The organism is Mojavia sp. (assembly GCF_059505145.1).
On sequence record NZ_JCACKA010000022.1, the window covers coordinates 136,533 to 154,931 of the forward strand.

Annotated in this window: 22 protein-coding genes and 1 other RNA gene; 16 read left to right on the plus strand and 7 right to left on the minus strand. The window is 41.8% G+C overall.

Annotated elements, in window-relative coordinates:
* The 3 genes from AC5JL8_RS03315 to AC5JL8_RS03325 form a co-directional block, all read left to right on the plus strand.
* A partial coding sequence (locus tag AC5JL8_RS03315) for a hypothetical protein (protein ID WP_495878349.1) occupies positions 1 to 255 on the plus strand: 255 nt, incomplete at its 5' end.
* A gap of 464 nt (positions 256 to 719) precedes the next feature.
* Entirely contained in the window at positions 720 to 965 is a 246-nt protein-coding gene (locus tag AC5JL8_RS03320) for a hypothetical protein (RefSeq protein WP_495878350.1), read from the plus strand.
* Complete coding sequence (locus AC5JL8_RS03325) at positions 946 to 1,248, plus strand: hypothetical protein (protein ID WP_495878351.1); 303 nt, start codon at positions 946 to 948, stop codon at positions 1,246 to 1,248. The genes AC5JL8_RS03320 and AC5JL8_RS03325 overlap by 20 nt, the downstream gene beginning before the upstream one ends.
* A gap of 367 nt (positions 1,249 to 1,615) precedes the next feature.
* On the opposite strand, the gene panB is transcribed toward AC5JL8_RS03325, so the two are convergent.
* On the minus strand, positions 1,616 to 2,389 hold the full coding sequence (gene panB, locus AC5JL8_RS03330) for a 3-methyl-2-oxobutanoate hydroxymethyltransferase (protein WP_495878352.1): 774 nt from the start codon (positions 2,387 to 2,389) through the stop codon (positions 1,616 to 1,618).
* 118 nt (positions 2,390 to 2,507) lie between these two features.
* A complete protein-coding gene (locus AC5JL8_RS03335) occupies positions 2,508 to 3,671 on the minus strand; it encodes a ligand-binding sensor domain-containing protein (protein ID WP_495878353.1) in 1,164 nt (387 codons plus the stop codon).
* An 897-nt stretch (positions 3,672 to 4,568) separates the two neighbouring features.
* On the opposite strand from AC5JL8_RS03335, the gene AC5JL8_RS03340 reads away from it, so the two are divergent.
* The 6 genes from AC5JL8_RS03340 to AC5JL8_RS03365 all read left to right on the plus strand — a co-directional run bounded on the left by AC5JL8_RS03340 (position 4,569) and on the right by AC5JL8_RS03365 (position 9,931).
* Complete coding sequence (locus AC5JL8_RS03340) at positions 4,569 to 5,999, plus strand: form I ribulose bisphosphate carboxylase large subunit (RefSeq protein WP_495878354.1); 1,431 nt, start codon at positions 4,569 to 4,571, stop codon at positions 5,997 to 5,999.
* 101 nt (positions 6,000 to 6,100) lie between these two features.
* Positions 6,101 to 6,508 carry a RuBisCO chaperone RbcX gene (rcbX, locus tag AC5JL8_RS03345; RefSeq protein WP_495878355.1) on the plus strand — a complete coding sequence of 136 codons (408 nt, stop codon included), beginning with the start codon at positions 6,101 to 6,103 and terminating at the stop codon, positions 6,506 to 6,508.
* Positions 6,509 to 6,553: 45 nt separating this feature from the next.
* The gene (locus AC5JL8_RS03350; RefSeq protein WP_495878356.1) at positions 6,554 to 6,883 is read left to right on the plus strand and encodes a ribulose bisphosphate carboxylase small subunit; all 330 of its coding nucleotides are present in this window, start codon (positions 6,554 to 6,556) and stop codon (positions 6,881 to 6,883) included.
* 224 nt (positions 6,884 to 7,107) lie between these two features.
* Positions 7,108 to 7,728 carry a GDSL-type esterase/lipase family protein gene (locus AC5JL8_RS03355; protein ID WP_495878357.1) on the plus strand — a complete coding sequence of 207 codons (621 nt, stop codon included), beginning with the start codon at positions 7,108 to 7,110 and terminating at the stop codon, positions 7,726 to 7,728.
* 47 nt (positions 7,729 to 7,775) lie between these two features.
* Positions 7,776 to 8,477 carry a Uma2 family endonuclease gene (locus tag AC5JL8_RS03360; protein WP_495878358.1) on the plus strand — a complete coding sequence of 234 codons (702 nt, stop codon included), beginning with the start codon at positions 7,776 to 7,778 and terminating at the stop codon, positions 8,475 to 8,477.
* Between the two features lie 182 nt (positions 8,478 to 8,659).
* Positions 8,660 to 9,931 carry a RuBisCO small subunit-like domain-containing protein gene (locus tag AC5JL8_RS03365; RefSeq protein ID WP_495878359.1) on the plus strand — a complete coding sequence of 424 codons (1,272 nt, stop codon included), beginning with the start codon at positions 8,660 to 8,662 and terminating at the stop codon, positions 9,929 to 9,931.
* 120 nt (positions 9,932 to 10,051) lie between these two features.
* On the opposite strand, the gene AC5JL8_RS03370 is transcribed toward AC5JL8_RS03365, so the two are convergent.
* Positions 10,052 to 10,888 (minus strand): N-acetylmuramoyl-L-alanine amidase family protein, encoded by an 837-nt coding sequence (locus AC5JL8_RS03370; protein ID WP_495878360.1) that lies wholly within the window; start codon positions 10,886 to 10,888, stop codon positions 10,052 to 10,054.
* An 82-nt stretch (positions 10,889 to 10,970) separates the two neighbouring features.
* On the opposite strand from AC5JL8_RS03370, the gene AC5JL8_RS03375 reads away from it, so the two are divergent.
* Positions 10,971 to 11,132, plus strand: coding sequence for a hypothetical protein (locus AC5JL8_RS03375; RefSeq protein WP_495878361.1), 162 nt, complete (start codon positions 10,971 to 10,973; stop codon positions 11,130 to 11,132).
* Between the two features lie 71 nt (positions 11,133 to 11,203).
* Here AC5JL8_RS03375 and AC5JL8_RS03380 read toward each other — a convergent pair whose 3' ends face one another.
* Positions 11,204 to 11,767, minus strand: a complete 564-nt coding sequence (locus AC5JL8_RS03380; RefSeq protein WP_495878362.1) for a 2'-5' RNA ligase family protein — start codon at positions 11,765 to 11,767, stop codon at positions 11,204 to 11,206.
* 72 nt (positions 11,768 to 11,839) lie between these two features.
* Here AC5JL8_RS03380 and AC5JL8_RS03385 point away from each other — a divergent pair, with 72 nt between their 5' ends.
* The 5 genes from AC5JL8_RS03385 (at position 11,840) to queF (ending at position 13,686) form a co-directional block, all read left to right on the plus strand.
* Positions 11,840 to 12,106 carry a YciI family protein gene (locus tag AC5JL8_RS03385; protein WP_495878411.1) on the plus strand — a complete coding sequence of 89 codons (267 nt, stop codon included), beginning with the start codon at positions 11,840 to 11,842 and terminating at the stop codon, positions 12,104 to 12,106.
* A gap of 37 nt (positions 12,107 to 12,143) precedes the next feature.
* Positions 12,144 to 12,240, plus strand: an RNA gene (gene ffs, locus AC5JL8_RS03390) — signal recognition particle sRNA small type.
* Positions 12,241 to 12,266: 26 nt separating this feature from the next.
* Positions 12,267 to 12,656, plus strand: coding sequence for a phasin family protein (locus AC5JL8_RS03395; protein WP_495878363.1), 390 nt, complete (start codon positions 12,267 to 12,269; stop codon positions 12,654 to 12,656).
* A 155-nt stretch (positions 12,657 to 12,811) separates the two neighbouring features.
* Positions 12,812 to 13,207, plus strand: coding sequence for a hypothetical protein (locus AC5JL8_RS03400; protein ID WP_495878364.1), 396 nt, complete (start codon positions 12,812 to 12,814; stop codon positions 13,205 to 13,207).
* Positions 13,208 to 13,260: 53 nt separating this feature from the next.
* Entirely contained in the window at positions 13,261 to 13,686 is a 426-nt protein-coding gene (gene queF, locus AC5JL8_RS03405; protein ID WP_495878365.1) for a preQ(1) synthase, read from the plus strand.
* A 65-nt stretch (positions 13,687 to 13,751) separates the two neighbouring features.
* On the opposite strand, the gene pstS is transcribed toward queF, so the two are convergent.
* The 3 genes from pstS to AC5JL8_RS03420 all read right to left on the minus strand — a co-directional run bounded on the left by pstS (position 13,752) and on the right by AC5JL8_RS03420 (position 17,121).
* The gene (pstS, locus tag AC5JL8_RS03410) at positions 13,752 to 14,804 is read right to left on the minus strand and encodes a phosphate ABC transporter substrate-binding protein PstS (protein WP_495878366.1); all 1,053 of its coding nucleotides are present in this window, start codon (positions 14,802 to 14,804) and stop codon (positions 13,752 to 13,754) included.
* A gap of 163 nt (positions 14,805 to 14,967) precedes the next feature.
* Positions 14,968 to 16,377 (minus strand): cytochrome c biogenesis protein, encoded by a 1,410-nt coding sequence (locus tag AC5JL8_RS03415; protein WP_495878367.1) that lies wholly within the window; start codon positions 16,375 to 16,377, stop codon positions 14,968 to 14,970.
* A 3-nt stretch (positions 16,378 to 16,380) separates the two neighbouring features.
* A complete protein-coding gene (locus AC5JL8_RS03420) occupies positions 16,381 to 17,121 on the minus strand; it encodes a cytochrome c biogenesis protein CcdA (RefSeq protein WP_495878368.1) in 741 nt (246 codons plus the stop codon).
* A 439-nt stretch (positions 17,122 to 17,560) separates the two neighbouring features.
* Here AC5JL8_RS03420 and AC5JL8_RS03425 point away from each other — a divergent pair, with 439 nt between their 5' ends.
* Complete coding sequence (locus AC5JL8_RS03425; protein WP_495878369.1) at positions 17,561 to 18,283, plus strand: hypothetical protein; 723 nt, start codon at positions 17,561 to 17,563, stop codon at positions 18,281 to 18,283.
* Positions 18,284 to 18,399 lie beyond the last annotated feature (116 nt).

An 18,399-nucleotide genomic window follows, 5' to 3' on the forward strand; every position in this document is an offset into this window, starting at 1 on the left:
GAGTCTTGGAACTGCGTTCATCTCCCTCAACTACTGATTAACGAGTCTTGGAACTGCGTTCATCTCCCTCAACTACTGATTAACGAGTCTTGGAACTCCGTTCATCCACCTCAGATACTCGTTTGTGAGTATCACAACCTCGCCAATCAGTTGTTATTCATTTGCTGTAGAACATCCAGCCATTGCATTTGGATGAAGAGCCTGGAAATGCTTATCAGTAGCTGGAAACAATTAAACGTAAAACACAAAAAGTAGCTAAAAGACTTTCTTCCCTTCTATTTTCTGCTTTCTGCCGATTTTCATAAAAACCGGAAAAAACTAAACATGGTTTTGTAAACAAAAATGAAGCTTAAGAACCCTTTTCCGTTCTGCTTAACCCTGGTAAACTGCTGATTCCGTATCTCAATAGTTTTGAAGTTACAGCTTATTTTGCTCAGTAATAGCACTATAATCAATGTAAGTAAAAATACGAAATATATTGATTAATTATTAAACTATTAATGGAGAAAATCTTTTACTACTAAAGAATACCTGAAATATATTTCAGGATGATTTTTGTGTAGCAATTAAGAAGACAATCTCAGGGATCACTACTAACTATAGTCCGTAATTACGCTGATGCTCTACTATCCCCTCAAAATAAGTTCAGCAATAACACAGTTACGCTGATATGGGGTTCTAAGCAAAACTGCAAGTATCGAGTTGATGAGGGTAAATTTATGACGAACCCTGTAATGACGGTGATCCGAGTCAATCTGGAAAGGGCGAAAGAGGTAGCTGTTGAGTGGGAGCGAGCTTCCTATTCTGAACTCAGTGCTTACTGTTTGCAGATTTTGGCAGAGATAGGATGTTCTAGCAGTGAACTTCCAATGAACTTACAAACTCGTGAGCAACAGTTAAATTTCATCACAGGCTTTGCATCTTATGCTTTTGGGGAGGTGTTAAATGTCCAAAGCGCTAAATGAAGATATATTTTTTAATGAACCGGAACAGGTACAAGAACCCACTCTGCCTGTAACAGATGCGGATTTGATGATTTTAATGGAAAAATTTTCCGGTTTTGAAATCCCGACAAAAGTTTTCTCACAAGCTTTAGCGATCGCTGCTTATGATCGTGCATCTGCTTTCCGCTACGCTGACAATTATGTGAATGTTCTCAAAAATAAGACTAAGCGTAAGCATTGGCTGTTGTTACACTCTTCGTCTGATTTGAACCTTGGAACTACAGACGTAGATTTTGGAAACTAGAGTTAAAAAAACTTGCTGCTTCTACTGTAGTTGAGACTAAGCAAGAAATGTCTCAGCCAATGATATTGGATTAATAAGCTGTTCCACATTTAATTTACATACAGTCAGCAGCCAGGATACTTATTAACTTTAGGTTTTGAATTTTAATTGCTTATGCCAATGTGGGCTAAAAGCGACAGACAAAACTGAGTAAGAATATCTGTAATACCAATTGAAAAAAGAATGTGACAGATACAAATCTGCCTTCCTGAATTTTGAATTTTTAATGGGCGAATTTTGAATTGGTATAAGAGTGCGGATAAAGTCCCGAACTGGAGATTTAGATTTAGCAATAGAATTCGCAGTTTTGCTTGCACATAGAAAAAACCTATTGTGGAAACTTCCGCTCTCGCACTTCTACAGCATAATCCTGCACAGCTTTAGTAATTGTCTCTCGCAGATTTGTATAAACCTTGGCAAATGGTGGTTGCTTTTCTGAAAGACCAAGTACATCAGAGGTTACTAAAACTTGCCCATTACAGTGAGGCCCCGCACCAATCCCAATTGTGGGAACACTTAGTTTTTGCGTAATCTGCATTGCTAAATCTGTGGGTATATGCTCTAAAACTATCGAAAAAACACCTGCTTGTTCTAGAGCGATCGCTTCATTTAAAATTCTCTCTCCTGCTTCTTGAGTTTTCCCCTGTTGTCGTAACCCCAGTTGATGTACTGATTGGGGCGTCAAACCCACGTGACCCATCACAGGGATACCTGCTTGTACCAAACGAGCAACAGTTTCTACCATTGCGGGATAGCCACCTTCCAACTTGACAGCTTGAGCGCCAGTTTCCTTGAGTACCAACCCAGCTGAGTGCATCGCTTGTTGGATACTTTCTTGATAAGTCAAAAAAGGCAAATCTACTACTACTAAAGCGCGTTTCACACCACGGCGCACCGCTTTAGCATGATATAGCATCTCTTCTAAGGTAATTGGTAAGGTTGTCTCATAGCCAAGAACTACAGCCATAGAGTCACCCACCAGGATTAAATCCACCCCAGCAGAGTCAAGAAGTTGGGCGATCGTATAATCCCAAGCGGTCAACGCTACAATTGAGCGTCCCTGTTGTTTCCATTGAATTAATTGCTGGGTGGTAACTGCCATTGCCAATTTTAGATTTTAGATTTTGAATTTTAGATTGGGGATTAGGTATTGGGTATCGGGTATCAGGTATTGGGAAAACTTTTTTCGTCCCTAGTCCCCAGTCCCCAATCCCCAGCCCCTACTTCACAGCGCGGCTAAAAGCAAGATGGGTTTTTGCACTGCCCACTTCGGGCATTAACCAAGCCAGACCTTCACTAGTGCCAATCCATAATTTATTGCCAATGTCAGGGGCAAGGGAAAGCACTCGGCTTGAAGGAAGTGCAGTAACTTCGTCTAATACAGCGCCTGTACTTGGATTTAATCGTAACAAACCATTGTTAGTACCGATCCAAACACTACCATCTTTGGCAAAGCGCACTGCTGTAACATTACGTCCACGTAAGCGAGTTACTGATCGCAGCACTGCACCAGTTTTGGGGTTAATAACTAGTAAATTATTCGGCATCCCCGCCCAAATGAATCCTTCAGGGCTAATCGCTAGGGCTTGTACGGTCGCCCCTGGTAAATCAGCGATCCGCTTCATAATCGCAGCCTTGGCGGTATTTACTCGCACCAATCCATCAAGAGTACCGACCCAAAGATGACCATCAGCATCTAAAGTCAAGGCATTCGCACTGACACCAGGCAAATTTTTTAACGTTGTCATAATTAAGCCTTGGTCAGGGCTAACAAGGGCTAAACCGTTATCAGTTCCTGTCCACAAATAGCCCCGCTTGTCAACCAACAGCGATAAAACCCGTTTAGAAGGCAAAAATAAATTTTGCGCTGTGATTTCATTAGTACGAGGTTCTACTCGTATCAGTCCTTCATAATTTCCGACCCACAAGCGCCCTACTTTATCTTGAGCTAAAGCGCTAATGGCGACATTGGGTAAACTAACGCGAGCTAAAATCTTGCCAGTATTGGGGTCAATCCGCGACAATCCCCGCCACGAAGCAACCCAGAGATTGCCTGTAACATCCCCTAACAAATTGCTAATTCGATAATCGGTTTCTATCGAATGCTCTTGCGCTTCCCGCTGATCGGGCAAGGGGTCTACTCGCGGCGGTGGTGCAGCAGCTGGATAAGAAGGAGTTGACTGAGATGGAGAATTGAGAGCAGGTTTTTTTTGTGCTGGAGCAGGACTATCAGTTTTCTGCGCCTTAGCTGGATTAGTCACTACGACCATTCCAATACTCGGCAGAACTATCAACCCGGCCAGGATAGAAGTAATCAATATACTGGTACGCTTACGAAACAAAATCACGGTGACATTCCCTTTCAAAACAATTCCCACAGCCATAGGTACTTTTACTAGAGGTAGGGAAAGGGTTAATGAGTAAAGGCGAAAGGGAAGAATTATTCTATTGCGTTTCCCCTTCTCCCTTAACCTTTCTCGCTTTCCCAACTCCTAAAAGAAGTTCATTACCCAAAATGGCTGGGTGTAGTTTCAGTGTTCCCTGTAGTTGGATTTTTTAAACGTCAGCGGCAATTTTTCTCAAATCAAAGCCAGATAAGCGTTTCCATAGTACCCCGCCCCGCAGAGAACTCCATATCCTCCCAAGTCTATACAGTTAGAGGTTGGTTTTTGTAAATAACTCTTAACAAAATGTTTAAAACTTTATGTAATAACAAATTTAAATACATAAGTTAAAAAGTTTCAAAGTATAACTTATTGATTTCTTGATATATTGTGAGACAAGTTACAAATTACGTGGTGTGCAATTTTTGTCTTTCGCTCACGACTCCTCTAAAAAAACCTCAGTAAAAGTTTCTCTTTGTGATTCCCCGAAAATCAAGGAAATTAAGGAAATATGCCAGCTAGCCAGCCCATACACCTAGATGTTCCTTAGGGGCAATGATCAAGGCCCATCCTCGCCAAGCGGTGAGGTTAGGTAGGGCCAAGAAGGTTGAGAGGGGTAAGAGGAATAGATAAGAAAGAATTTTGAGTCCTGGGATGAGGGAGAAATAGAAGTACACAGTCGTGTGCCTCTAAAAAAACAAGAAAACTAATGAGGATGTCTTTGATACTTCAGCAAATATTCTTGAAAACAAACTGCTACCCTCTGCCATCAGCAACCCTTAACAAAAAATTTTCCTGATCTTACCCCCGCTTACAGGGGGAAAGAGCGGGGTGAGGGGAAATTGCATACGACGTGATTTGTTAAGTAATAAAGTGTGACTTCTTGGAAGGGAATTTATGTCTTACGCTCAAACGAAGACCCAGAGCAAATCAGGGTATCAGGCAGGGGTAAAAGATTACAGACTGACTTATTACACACCCGATTACACACCTAAAGATACAGATATTCTTGCCGCATTCCGGATGACTCCCCAACCTGGAGTTCCACCCGAAGAAGCAGGTGCTGCTGTAGCTGCTGAGTCTTCCACTGGTACTTGGACTACCGTATGGACAGACTTGCTCACCGACCTAGATCGCTACAAAGGTCGTTGCTACGACATCGAACCTGTTGCTGGTGAAGACAATCAGTACATTGCCTACGTTGCTTATCCTCTAGACTTGTTTGAGGAAGGCTCCGTAACCAACATGTTGACCTCTATTGTAGGTAACGTGTTTGGTTTTAAAGCTTTGCGGGCGCTACGTCTGGAAGACTTGCGGATTCCTGTTGCTTACCTGAAGACCTTCCAAGGGCCTCCTCACGGTATCCAAGTTGAGCGTGACAAATTAAACAAATATGGTCGTCCCTTGCTGGGTTGTACCATTAAACCCAAATTGGGTCTGTCCGCTAAGAACTACGGACGCGCTGTGTACGAGTGTTTGCGCGGTGGTTTGGACTTCACCAAAGACGACGAAAATATCAACTCCGCACCATTCCAAAGATGGCGCGATCGCTTCTTGTTCGTTGCTGAAGCTATCCACAAAGCTCAAGCAGAAACCGGCGAAATCAAAGGTCACTACCTGAACGTTACTGCCCCCACCTGCGAAGAAATGCTGAAGCGGGCTGAGTTCGCTAAAGAACTCAAAATGCCCATCATCATGCACGACTACCTCACCGCAGGTTTCACCGCTAACACCACCTTGGCTCGTTGGTGTCGTGATAATGGTATTCTGCTACACATTCACCGTGCAATGCACGCTGTTATTGACCGTCAAAAGAACCACGGTATCCACTTCCGTGTTTTGGCTAAGACCCTGCGGATGTCTGGTGGTGACCACATCCACACTGGTACAGTGGTTGGTAAGCTCGAAGGTGAGCGTGGAATCACAATGGGCTTCGTTGACCTGTTGCGCGAAAACTATGTAGAACAAGACAAGTCTCGCGGTATCTACTTCACCCAAGACTGGGCTTCTATGCCTGGTGTAATGGCAGTTGCTTCCGGTGGTATCCACGTATGGCACATGCCCGCACTAGTAGAAATCTTCGGTGATGACTCCGTTCTACAATTCGGTGGTGGTACCCTCGGTCACCCCTGGGGTAACGCACCTGGTGCAACCGCTAACCGTGTAGCTTTGGAAGCTTGTATCCAAGCTCGTAACGAAGGCCGTAACTTGGCTCGTGAAGGTAACGATGTTATCCGTGAAGCTGCTAAGTGGTCTCCTGAACTGGCCGTAGCTTGCGAACTGTGGAAAGAAATCAAGTTTGAATTCGAGGCCATGGATACCGTCTGATAAAGGCTGAAGGTGGTAAGGATAAAGGCTGAAGTTCAAATTACTTCAATTATTTCATCCTTTATCCTTCGTACTTCATACTTTAAAGGCTGGGGTCAAGCATGAATCTCAAGCAAATTGCGAAAGACACAGCTAAGACTCTCCAAAGTTACCTGACTTATCAGGCACTAAGGACAGTACTGGCACAGCTAGGCGAAACTAATCCTCCATTGGCAATTTGGTTGCAAAACTTTTCCGCCAACAAAATACAAGATGGAGAAGCATACATTGAGCAACTGTTCCGGGAAAAGCCAGATTTGGCATTGCGGATTATGACTGTCAGAGAACACATTGCGGAGGAAATCATAGAATTTTTACCGGAAATGGTTCATGCTGGCATTAAGCAAGCCAATATGGAACAGCGTCGCCAGCATTTAGAACGCATCACACAAATAGATACATCAAACCCCAGTCTGCAACCAGAACAGCAAACAAGCTCAGATCCGAATTTGGATAACCTATCGAGCTAGTCGTTCAACGTAGTCATAAAAAATCGCAACCCATTACCAACAGCTATGCAAACTCTACCAAAAGAGCGTCGTTACGAAACCCTTTCCTACCTTCCCCCCCTGTCTGACGCTCAAATTGCCAAGCAGATCCAGTACATCCTAAACCAAGGTTACATTCCAGCAGTTGAGTTTAACGAAACTTCTGAACCAACTGAATTATTCTGGACAATGTGGAAGTTGCCTTTGTTCGGCGCTAAATCTACTCAAGAAGTACTGAACGAAGTTCAATCTTGCCGTTCTCAATATAGCAACTGCTATATCCGCGTTGTGGGTTTTGATAACATCAAGCAGTGCCAAGTTCTCAGCTTTATCGTTCACAAACCCAACAGATACTAAAAAACAGAGAAGGTAAAAGTAAAAAGAAAATTTCTTTTGTCTGATACCTTTTAAATTTACTTTACATAGGAGAGGTAGAATTAACTACCTCTCTTCTTTAATGAAATTTAGTATTAGACTTCAAATTAAGGGCTGAAGCTCTAACTACAAATGTTTTAGTTATGGCTATTTAAATGAACATAATATTATGCTTGATTCTCACAATACATAACTAGATTTCTAAAATGAATTCAATAGCTCTACCAGAAGTTAGAATTTGTTTTGTTGGTGACTCTTTTGTTAACGGTACTGGTGACCCTGAGTATCTTGGTTGGACAGGGAGGCTATGCGTTAATGCTAATAAAAAAGGTTATGATATTACCTACTATAATTTAGGAATTAGACGGGATACGAGTACTGATATAGAAAAGCGTTGGTTACAGGAAGTCTCAGCTCGTCTACCCAAAGAGCATTATGGCAGAGTTGTATTTTCTTTCGGTCTAAATGACACAACAGTAGAAAATGGTAAAACTCGTGTGGATCTTATAGATTCGATTAGAAATGCCCGAAAAATTTTAAGTGAAGCTCAACAGTTATATCCTGTTTTGATGATTGGCCCAGCACCATATACAGAACAAGAAGACCCTCAGAGAAAAAAGAGAACTAGCGATTTATCTAAACAGTTTGCTTTCGTTTGTAAGGAATTAAATATCCCTTATTTGGATGTGTTTCCGATATTAGAAAAATCAAATATTTGGATTGATGAGGCAAAAGCCAATGACGGTGTGCATCCCAAAGCTGGAGGTTATGCAGAATTTGCTCAAATTGTAGAAAACTGGGATGCTTGGTTAAATTGGTTTAGATAAGAATTTCCTATACTAGATGTAGCAATACTCCTTTGAGGAATTTGTCAATGACAACATCGGTAGAACCAAGCTTTAACAAAAATGCACGAATTCCACCCTTGGAAAGTGGCGATCGCCTCACTCGCCGTGAATTTGAACGCCGCTATCATGCCATGCCAAATACTAAAAAAGCAGAACTTATCGAAGGAGTTGTATACATGGCATCACCCTTACGGTTTAAAAGTCATGGAAAACCTCATGGAGACTTGATTATTTGGTTAGGAAATTATAAAGTTGCCACTCCTGGCGTAGAGTTAGGTGACAATGCTACAGTCCGCTTAGATTTAGATAACGAATTCCAACCGGATGTCCTGCTGTTAATTGACGAACAATTTGGTGGACAAACACATATTAGTGATGATGATTACGTAGAAGGCGCACCAGAATTAATCGCAGAAGTTGCAGCTAGTAGTGCTGCTAATGATTTGTATGATAAAAAACGGGTATATCGCCGTAATGGTGTTCAAGAATATATTGTTTGGCAGGTTTTTGAGAATAAAATTGATTGGTTTACTTTAGAAAACGGTGAATATATAGCATTAGATGCTGATCCTAATAATATTATCAAAAGTCATATTTTTCCTGGTTTGTGGTTGGATGTAGCTGCATTGTTAAGAGGGGAAATGGCACAGGTTTTAACAGCGCTACAACAAGGGTTGAACTCTCAAGAACATCAAGAATTTTTGCACCGTCTATCAAAACATTCTTAAGTAACTGCAATTGACAGTCAATAGCGGAAAACATACTTATACTCAGTGATGATAAAATTTTTGGTGCATATCCAATGCAGCGTTTGTGGTAGTTAGCCATCCCTTTCTACCAAAAGATAAATGTAAAATAGACACAAAAAAACTTAGCATTATTTTAATAAGTCCCAGGCAAAAATAATTTCATGAGTTACTATATTGCTCCCCGGTTTCTGGACAAACTGGCTGTCCACATTACCAAAAATTTCTTGAAACTTCCCGGCGTGAGAGTTCCCGTGATTTTGGGTATTCACGGACGCAAAGGAGAAGGCAAAACATTTCAATGTCAATTAGTCTTCGAGAAAATGGGTATCGAAGTGACTCACATATCTGGCGGTGAATTGGAAAGTCCAGATGCAGGAGATCCAGCGCGGTTGATTCGGCTGCGCTACCGGGAAACAGCAGAACTGATCAAAGTACGCGGCAAAATGTGTGTACTGATGATTAACGATTTAGATGCGGGGGCTGGACGCTTTGATGAAGGCACTCAATATACTGTAAATACGCAGTTGGTGAATGCCACACTAATGAATATTGCTGATAATCCCACAGATGTACAGTTGCCTGGAAGCTATGATTCCACGCCTTTACATCGTGTGCCAATTATTGTCACAGGTAATGATTTTTCCACTCTCTATGCACCGTTAATTCGGGATGGACGGATGGAGAAATTTTACTGGGAACCAAACCGAGACGATAAGGTGGGAATTGTCAAAGGGATTTTTGAACCGGATGGACTGTCACAGAAGGAAGTTGAACAACTAGTTGATAAATTTGTCAACCAGTCAATTGACTTTTTTAGCGCTTTGCGATCGCGCATTTATGACGAACAAATCCGCAACTACATCCATAAAGTAGGTTTTGAGCGGGTATCCTTGAATGTGGTTAACAGCACTGAAGGGCCACCAGAATTTAAAAAGCCAGATTTCAGCCTGTCTCATTTAATCGAGTCTGGTAACTTCCTCGTTGGTGAACAAAAACGAGTGGAAAATTCTCAGTTGGTTGATGAGTACAATCGCCTAAATCGCGGCAAAAATTATCAAGCTGCGCCACCTACTGCGGTGACACCAACAACTCAGCCTCCAACCAATGGTGCAAATCAAGGCGCAACCACTAATGGTTCCCAAAAACACGAAGTATCAAGTCCGCATTTGACTTTAGAAACGCAAGAACAGATCAGACAAATTTTGTCTCAGGGTTACAAAGTTAGTATTGAACACGTGGATGAACGCCGCTTCCGCACTGGTGCTTGGCAAAGTTGTCTTAATACCCATATTGATGCACACTCAGATGCAATCTCAGCTTTAGAATCATGCCTAGTTGAATATAGCGGCGAGTACCTGCGTTTGGTGGGTATTGATCCGAAAGCAAAACGGCGGGTAATAGAAACTATAATTCAACGTCCAAACGGTAAATAGGAAAGGCGACTAATTATTTTTCAAGAAAACAAGGGAAGATGGATAAAGCCCATCTTCCCTTTACGATATTAGGGTGCTTTCTTGTGAAAGTATTTTTTTGGAAACTTCCAAGAGCAAGCCCTAATTAAGAATCAATCTTTTTATCTGATTATCCCAGGCGACTGACACGTTCAATTGTTGAAGATCGATGGCTCTGACATAATCAATATTGCCATGCTTAAGGCGGCGAGCATCTGGCAGCTTAGTCAAGTCAATACTTAAGGGTGCAACTAAATCAACCGGAATAAAGGAATTATTATTAACCAGAATACCTTTATTTTGATGGATCTGACCCTTAATTTCAATATCGATGCTTGGGAAAGAATCTGGGATATCGCCTGTCTGGTTGCTCCACTTCATCAAACCATCTGCAAGCCCTTTGGCAAATTTGTCACGATGCTCGTTCAAAAGCTTCATGTCCTCATCATTAGATAGAAAACACAACTCTATGAGGAGAGAGGATATCCTTAGTTGTCGGCAAAAGGCTAATCCTCTTTCGTGCTGACTTATTGTATCCGGCTTGGCTCCTCGACTGCGTAGCCCAGGAACTGCCTCAATAAGGGTATTTAAAATCAACTCTGCATCTCTTTTTCTCTGAGGGTTACCATCAATATAGAAAATTTCTGCTCCCCGCGCAGAAGCAGGGCCAGCATTACCGTGAAGTTCTAAAGCCACATCACCAGAACGGGCGCGATCATTAATCCAGTTCAGCGTTGATTTGAGGTCAATGGTGTCAGGGACAGAGAACAAATCTTGGTCTTTCTTCACCCCCCGAAATTCCAGTTCACGCACTAATAAATCACGGGTTTTGATCATTTCATTAGTTTCTGTAGTTCCCAAAACTGTCGGTGCTCCAGGATCGGATTGAACTCCACCTTTACCAAGGTTATGTCCCGCTGAAAGAAATATACGTCCCATTTGTTTACCTCATCTGTTTTAAAAGCGTCAGCCACCTCATCCCTACGTGTCCCCATAATAGACTGAGTGAACTGACTATTTATTGTTTCAAGATGAGCAGTGGTATTTACGCCAACAAAGTCTAGATAAAAGTATATTTCTGGACAAAATTTTGCAGATGGATAATAAGCGATCGCTGCTAACTATTGATATCGTTGGGTATACATGGGATCGGGAAAACTTGACTATCGCTAAAGCTGGCTGATCAAATTTAAGCTCGGTTTGAGTTTGTAAAGTGGTGAAATTTTTGTAATACAGAACCTATTAAAGATATACTCAGCCGACACCAGCCAAAAAAGCAAACTCTGATTTGATATTCCAACGCCTACCGTCGTGAATTAACAGCGTTAGTTTGTCAGCCGTGAACTCAAAATGCAACTGACGTTGCTCAAATTCCGGCCAAGCAGCTTTAAAGTTTTGGCGTGTTAAGTCTCGAAATGCAACCGTCATGTGGGGAGCAAAAGGGCGGGTTTTGCCAACTTTGTCCACAATCCCCAAACTTGCTTCTACATACACCATTAAATCTCCTTGCAAGCTCAACAGTTCTTGACTTCTCACTACATCTATATATATGACACGGGGCGCAAAGGCAGCAAATCCGCTGAGTGTAATAGGTAATGGCTGTTTTTGGCTAGCAAACTCCCTTATGGATGCTTCTAATTTTGACACATCGCTATCTGCCCATTCAAAAGGCGGTTGCAGGGTAATGTGTGGTGGAGACTTTTGCGCGTGCTGACTGGCGTAATTCTCCGCAAAGTACTGCTTGATTTGGTTAGCGTAATCTTGAATGTCTTGCGGTGGTAACAGGGCAATAAAAAAGCGGCTTTTTGAGGAATTCAACTTTTTAAACTGTTTTCAGCACTGTGATCCTTGAAAATATTAGAGCATAAGAATTTGAGAGGTCGCAAGCAAATGCCTTGGTTTGTGAAGATTGAAGAAGGCAAAGTCGATAAACCTACATTTGACCAATACGTACCTGCCCATAAAGCTTACGTTCAGGAGTTGATTGTTAAAGGACACAAAGCCAGAACAGGGTATTGGGCGGAACGGGGCGGCGGCATGATGCTGTTTGAGGCGGTATCAATGGACGAAGCACAAGCGATCGTGGCACGTGACCCATTAGTGCAAAACGGTTGTGTTAAATATCAACTGCACGAATGGCGAATTGTAATTGAATAACATTCAATTACTGATTTTTAATGTTATGCTGTTTATAGACCTGGATCTATGCGACTTCAACGCCCAAATCTTGTCAGGACCGGAAGGTAGCAGCAATACGGGATGCTTGTGGTAGGCGTAGTCTCCGGGTCGCCCTATTTGTTAGGAGCGTTCAGCAGCAATGGCTGGTTTTGGAGATATTGTTCAAAAAGCTTTTTACCTCGGTGTTGGGTTGGCTTCTTACGCGGGTGAGAAAGCAGGGGGAAAATTAGCCGAACTGCGATCGCAAGTCCAAAAACTGGCAGATGAAATGGTGGCAAAGGGCGAAATGACCGCAGATGAAGCCCGTCGCTTCGTTGAAGATATGATGAAGCAAGCTCAACAGCCACCAACATCTGGTGCAGCCACAGACAAAACACCACCTGCTGAACCTCGCCGCATCGAAATCTTAGAGGAAGATGAAGAGTTGACTTACAAAGAAGAGTTAACCGAAGATGAAGATGTAGATGGATTGCGGGCACAGGTGCTAGAACTGCAAGAAGAGTTAAAAAGACTACAACGTGATGGGTAAAAATAAACCATCATATTAAGCAGTACCTAGTAAAAGTTTCTTCATAGTACAAGACACAGCAAATTGTTGAATATACTTTGCCTAGGGTATACTCTAGTGCTTGAATTTAAGAAGCACTGAGCGCTCTATTTATCGCCAGTAGAGGCATCAAGTTTATGGAAAAGTGGCAAAAGGATTTGATGGACATCATAGAGACAGTGGCTGATGAAGTAGAGCACTTCTTCGTAGAAATGGGCGAAATGGTAGACGCCTTTTTTGAGCTGACAGAAGAATTTACTGAACAAGTACAAAATACAATTGCCACTGAAGTTGACCAGTATTTACATGACTTAACTGAACCAATTTTGGAAGTTTACTGGGAACTAGAAGATGTAGTGGCAGATGTAGATCCAGCTTTTCCATATCCAGTTGAACCCACACAAGAAAAAAATCCTGCTTGCATTGGTTGCAGTAACTACCACGGTCAAGTTTATGGCGGTAACTTATTAGTCTGTGCCATGCATCCTCACGGCTGGGATGATAATAATTGTCCAGACTGGGAGAAAGAGTAGTTATGAGTGCTGAGTGTTGAGTGTTGAGTAAAGAAAATATTCACAACTGACAAATGACAACTGACAAATTACCCGAAACTATATCCTCGCCAATCCAAGAAATGAAGTATGGCGAACGCGAGATTGCGGAAGGACAACTCATTACATTTCCCAATCCCCGTGTCGGAAGGCGATATGACATTAACATTACTTTGCCGGAATTTACTTGTAAATGCCCGTTTTCTGGGTATCCTGATTTTGCCACGATTTATATTAGCTACGTACCAGATGAGCGCGTAGTAGAATTAAAGGCATTAAAGCTTTACATTAACAGTTACCGCGATCGCTACATTTCTCACGAAGAGTCTGCCAATCAAATTTTGGATGATTTTATAGCAGCTTGTGATCCTTTAGAAGTCACGGTGAAAGCAGATTTCACTCCTCGTGGCAATGTGCATACAGTTGTCGAGGTACGGCATCAGAAGCAATCTCATCAGTAAATAGTACAGACGGAAACTGTCTGTACCAGAGTCTGCGTTTGAGATGATTTAACTAATAATACTTTTTATTGTGTAATCTTCTTAGTGGCAGACTGCACTTGGACTACAACTTGTTTAGACAAAGGAATATATCCGAGTTCTAAACTGGATTTTTGCCCCTCAGTTACAGCCCAGTTAATAAAGTTTTTCAGTGCTTGGGCTTTAGCTGGGTCTTGATATTTGCCATAAGTTAAAAACCAGCTGTAAGTGACTATCGGATAAGACTGGTCACCTGTAGGATCGGCGATAAAAGCAATCAAGCTATTGGCAGGTAACTTCACTGCTTCTAAGGTTTTAGCTACCGATTCTGGTGTTGGCATGATGTAATTACCAGACTTATTCTCTAAAGCAGCCATAGGCAGCTTATTGTTGATGGCGTAGGCGTACTCTACATAGCCAATAGCTCCTGGAATCTGTTGAATCTGGGCGCTAACACCTTCATTTCCTCTAGCACCAATTCCTACTTTCCATTCTATAGATCTACCAGCCCCGACCTTGCTCTTCCATTCCGGGCTAATAGCACTTAAATGTTGTGTCAAGACACTGGTAGTACCACTACCATCAGATCGGCGTACAACTTTAATTGGTAGGTTCGGCAAATTTACCCCAGGATTAGCTGTAGCTATTCTCGGATCGTTCCAATTTGTGATTTTTCCTAAAAAGATATCTACGTAGACTTGACGTGATAGCCTCAGACCAGTTGGTATATTTGAGAGATTGTAAGCTAGCACTACCGAACCGGCAGTCATAGGTAAAGCAATTACTCCCCTTTTTACCTTAGCTGCTTGTTCACTTGTAATTCCCACATCACTGGCTGCAAAGTCCACAGTACCATCGATAAGCTGTTGCACTCCAACGCTACTGCCTAGCGATTGGTAGTTAATTTCCACATGAGGATTTTGCTGATTGTAATCTGTAAGCCAGCGCTGGTACAACGGTGCGGGAAAACTTGCTCCAGCACCAACAACAGAGACAGTCTTCATACTTCTACTATCAGCAGTGCAAGAAGCGATACTCAACGAGACAGCGATGAGTGGTAGAAGGCTAGCCCGTCGCTGAGATTGAAGTTGAGCAGACATACAAATATTTAGTTTCAACGTTGTAATGAATAGCCCTAGCAATTCCCCAATGTGTATTTTGAGTTATGGAAGTAGAGTAATTTATTGTATATCGAAGAAAAGCCCATCTATATATTTATTTGAAGTTGTAGCCATCTTTGAGCATTAACCCTACCTATTAAACTTATAGATTGGATGCCAAAGATTCTGTAGTGTTAACTCCTTTACCACCTTCAGGCTGTGAACTCAATCGATCCAAAATTTCCAAAACCTCCTGCTCAAAAGCAACTTGGGCGCGATTAGTTTTACCACCGACATACAAGCGATCGCCTGTTTGCAATGCCCAAATTTGTGAGTGCGAGAAGTAACTCATTACTACACCCAACATCAACAAAGCAAAGCCTGTGTAAACAATGGGAATGCCAGGATCGGCTTTAATTTGTAAACCAGTGCTGCCAACGACCTCCACAATTTTCAGCCTCACGCCATTAACTTGGGTAGACATTCCGCTACGTACAGTATTAATTAACTTTCCAGTGGCGTCGTAAATTAACACCATACCTTGCAAATCTTTGGCTATTAAGGAGACACCTTCACTTAAATCTGGTTTTGTCGGAATCCAAGTACCCCAGATGCGCCCTGCACCATTAGTGTTCAATTGCACCATTGGCAACTGGAAAATGGGGCTGTTATTGAATTGAACACGAACTGCTGAGAGTCCCCAATCAGTTTGGTAAAAAGTGACGCCATGATAGCGCAGAGGTTGGTTGACAAAAATCTTCTTGCGATCAACCTCAATTCCTTGATTATTTAAGACAGACATATCCGAATAAAACTGGTCGATTCCACCAGCAGGGGTGTAGTCAATCCAAAACCGATTAACTCGCACAGACCAATCTTTAGGAACTTGAGCTAATGCCAAAGGGCCAGCATCTATAATATTTTTCACTTGAAATGTATTGCCACTGGCAACCATTTCTTGGGCAACAAACCCAGTCATCGCCCCCCAAATTCCTCCCAACAGAATCGTGACGATGCCGATATGAACGATAATCGGGCCGATGCGTCCGATAATTCCCTTACGGGCGTAGAGAATATTGTCTTTTTCTTGAAAAATTTTATAACGCTGGTTCTTTAGTATTTGGGTGAGGGTATTCAAGGAACCATTATCTAGTTCCGCACTCAAAGCTAATTTTTGAAATTGTCGGGGTTCGTCGTAATATTTCCATTTTTGGGCTGCTTTTAAAGCTGGCAGTTGGCGGGTAAAAGTACAAGCAGTCAGGCTAGTACCAAACCAAACGAGTAAACTCAGAAACCACCAAGTACGATATACATGATCTAATCCAACTACTTGAATTACCTTCCAAGTCAGGAAACCAAATAAGGCTGGGTGTTCTGGGTAGTTAGCCTGATAAAAAGCAGGTGACTGACCTTGCTCAATTACAGTACCACTGATGCTGAAAAGGGCGATTAATAATAATAAGGCGATCGCTAATCGTAAATCTGTCAGTACGGGCAAAAACTCTCGCCGCAAAAATCGCCCAGGTACTGACCACCAATTTGATTCTGTGGGCGTTGAATTTTCTACAGTCATTGCTTAAAAATTTCCAAACGGAATCCGAGAAATTAAGGAAAACACACCAAACCCTACCAACAGCACACCGCTGACTGGATTAATCCAACCAGACCAGCGACGCAATTCCAACAACTTCTTAATTGCAGCAGTAAAAGTACCTGCCAAAATCAAGGGTGCTACATAACCTGCTGTGTAGGAGACTAGCAAAACAGCGCCTAAAATTAAGTCTTGCGTACTGGCAACCCAACCCAGTAAGCTTGCCAAAACTGGCGTACTGCAAGGAGATGCAACTAAACCGAAAGTCAGCCCCAAAGCATAAGAACGCACTCCTGGTGGTAAATCTTGCGAAATCCAATTAGTTTCGCCTATAGATGGGAATTGCAGGGGTAATGCTTCTAGTAGATTCAGCCCCATAAGAATGGCGATGATGCTGACGATAATCGGTAAACCAATCCCCACTTGACCGTAGACTTTGCCCACAAAAGCTGCTGTAATTCCGAGTCCTGCCAATGTGGTTGCTAATCCCAGCGCAAACCAAGTTGATTGAGCAGCTGCTTGTAGACGGCTTTTCGCTTCATAACCGCCGATATAGCCAATGGTAATTGGCAACATAGAAAGCATACACGGCGTGAGGCTGGTAAGTAGACCAGCCGCAAAAATAATGCCAATACTCACCACGCTGAGGTGCGCCAATTGATTAGAGACAAGGGTGTTGGCAAATTGTTCTAGTTCGTAAAGCCGGATTTGCAGGGTCTCAAGCATGGGGCATTATGAGCGGGAAATGCTTACTCTGCTTGAATTTTAGCTTATTTTGCGCTTCTCTTGTTGGGGCGATATGAAGTGTTTTCTACTTTTTGTGATGTTCGACAAGGTATCTAATCAGTACAACTTAGTTTTATAGAAGTACAAATTTCCTGACCCATCAGCTTTATTTGTAACAGTCTAGCATTATTGATTCCTTGATTGCTGCAATCATCTTATCTTGTGTTTTTTTAGGTTAAATTATTTACCTATTTCTGAAAATATATATTTATTTTTTTTTGAATTACCATTTTTTTATTAATACTTGCTCAAGTTTATAAAAATCTCTAAAAAATCAAAGGCAATAATAAGAAATTAATAAAAATTTATGAACTATGTTCCAAAAAAGTATTGAATTTTGTAAAATTTAGTGAATAGTAAATACTACTATTTTTTTATTATGCAAACTCAAAATGTTGAGCAGCTATTTCAAGATGTTTTAGATGAGCTTTACCAAAAATATCTTCCATCCAAGCATCCATTTTTCTCCCGTTTAGCTCTATTTCCACCAGAAAAACTCCGTTCTCCAGATTTACTAGGCGAGATATATCTCAGATACCAAGCAGCTTGTCATGCAACTCGTGCCATGGTTTACTTTGTACCGTACTTAGATAGTCCTGCGTTACGGGTGCGGAAGCTGAGAATTATTAGTGATGATGATAGCTTGCAAGGTGGGGATACTCACCATTATCAATTAAGCCGGGCTTTTGCCAATATGGGCGCTAAATTTAGCATCCAAGATGAAGAATTCGGAAGTCTAGATGAACTACAAAAATTGCTTGACCCAACCACTGCGAATTTTGTTTCTTTAGTCCAGAAAATTTATCCTCAGTCTCTAGGGCCTTGGTGTGTGATTGAAATGTTTGCTCATGATTGGATGCAAGCATTAATGAATGCTCTGGCTTATTCTTTTCCAGTTATCAAACAAGAACCATATTTTGCTGAATGTTTTGAGCAAGGCGTTGAAGAAAGACACGCCCAAGAAGCTCAAGAGTTGACAAGTCTGATTCTGCATAATTACCCAAAATTGTTAACACCAACAATCGCAGGTGCAAAAATGATGGCTACTGAATTAGATAAATTTTGGTCTGGTTTAGAAAATTTATTACAGGAACATCAATAAATTACTCTTTAAAAACTAAATTACTCGCTTTATTAATTAAGCTTTTAACCTGGGATTTTAATCCCAGGCGGTTATTCTAATACAAGATATGAATAAAGAAAGCCTTTAATGCTAAT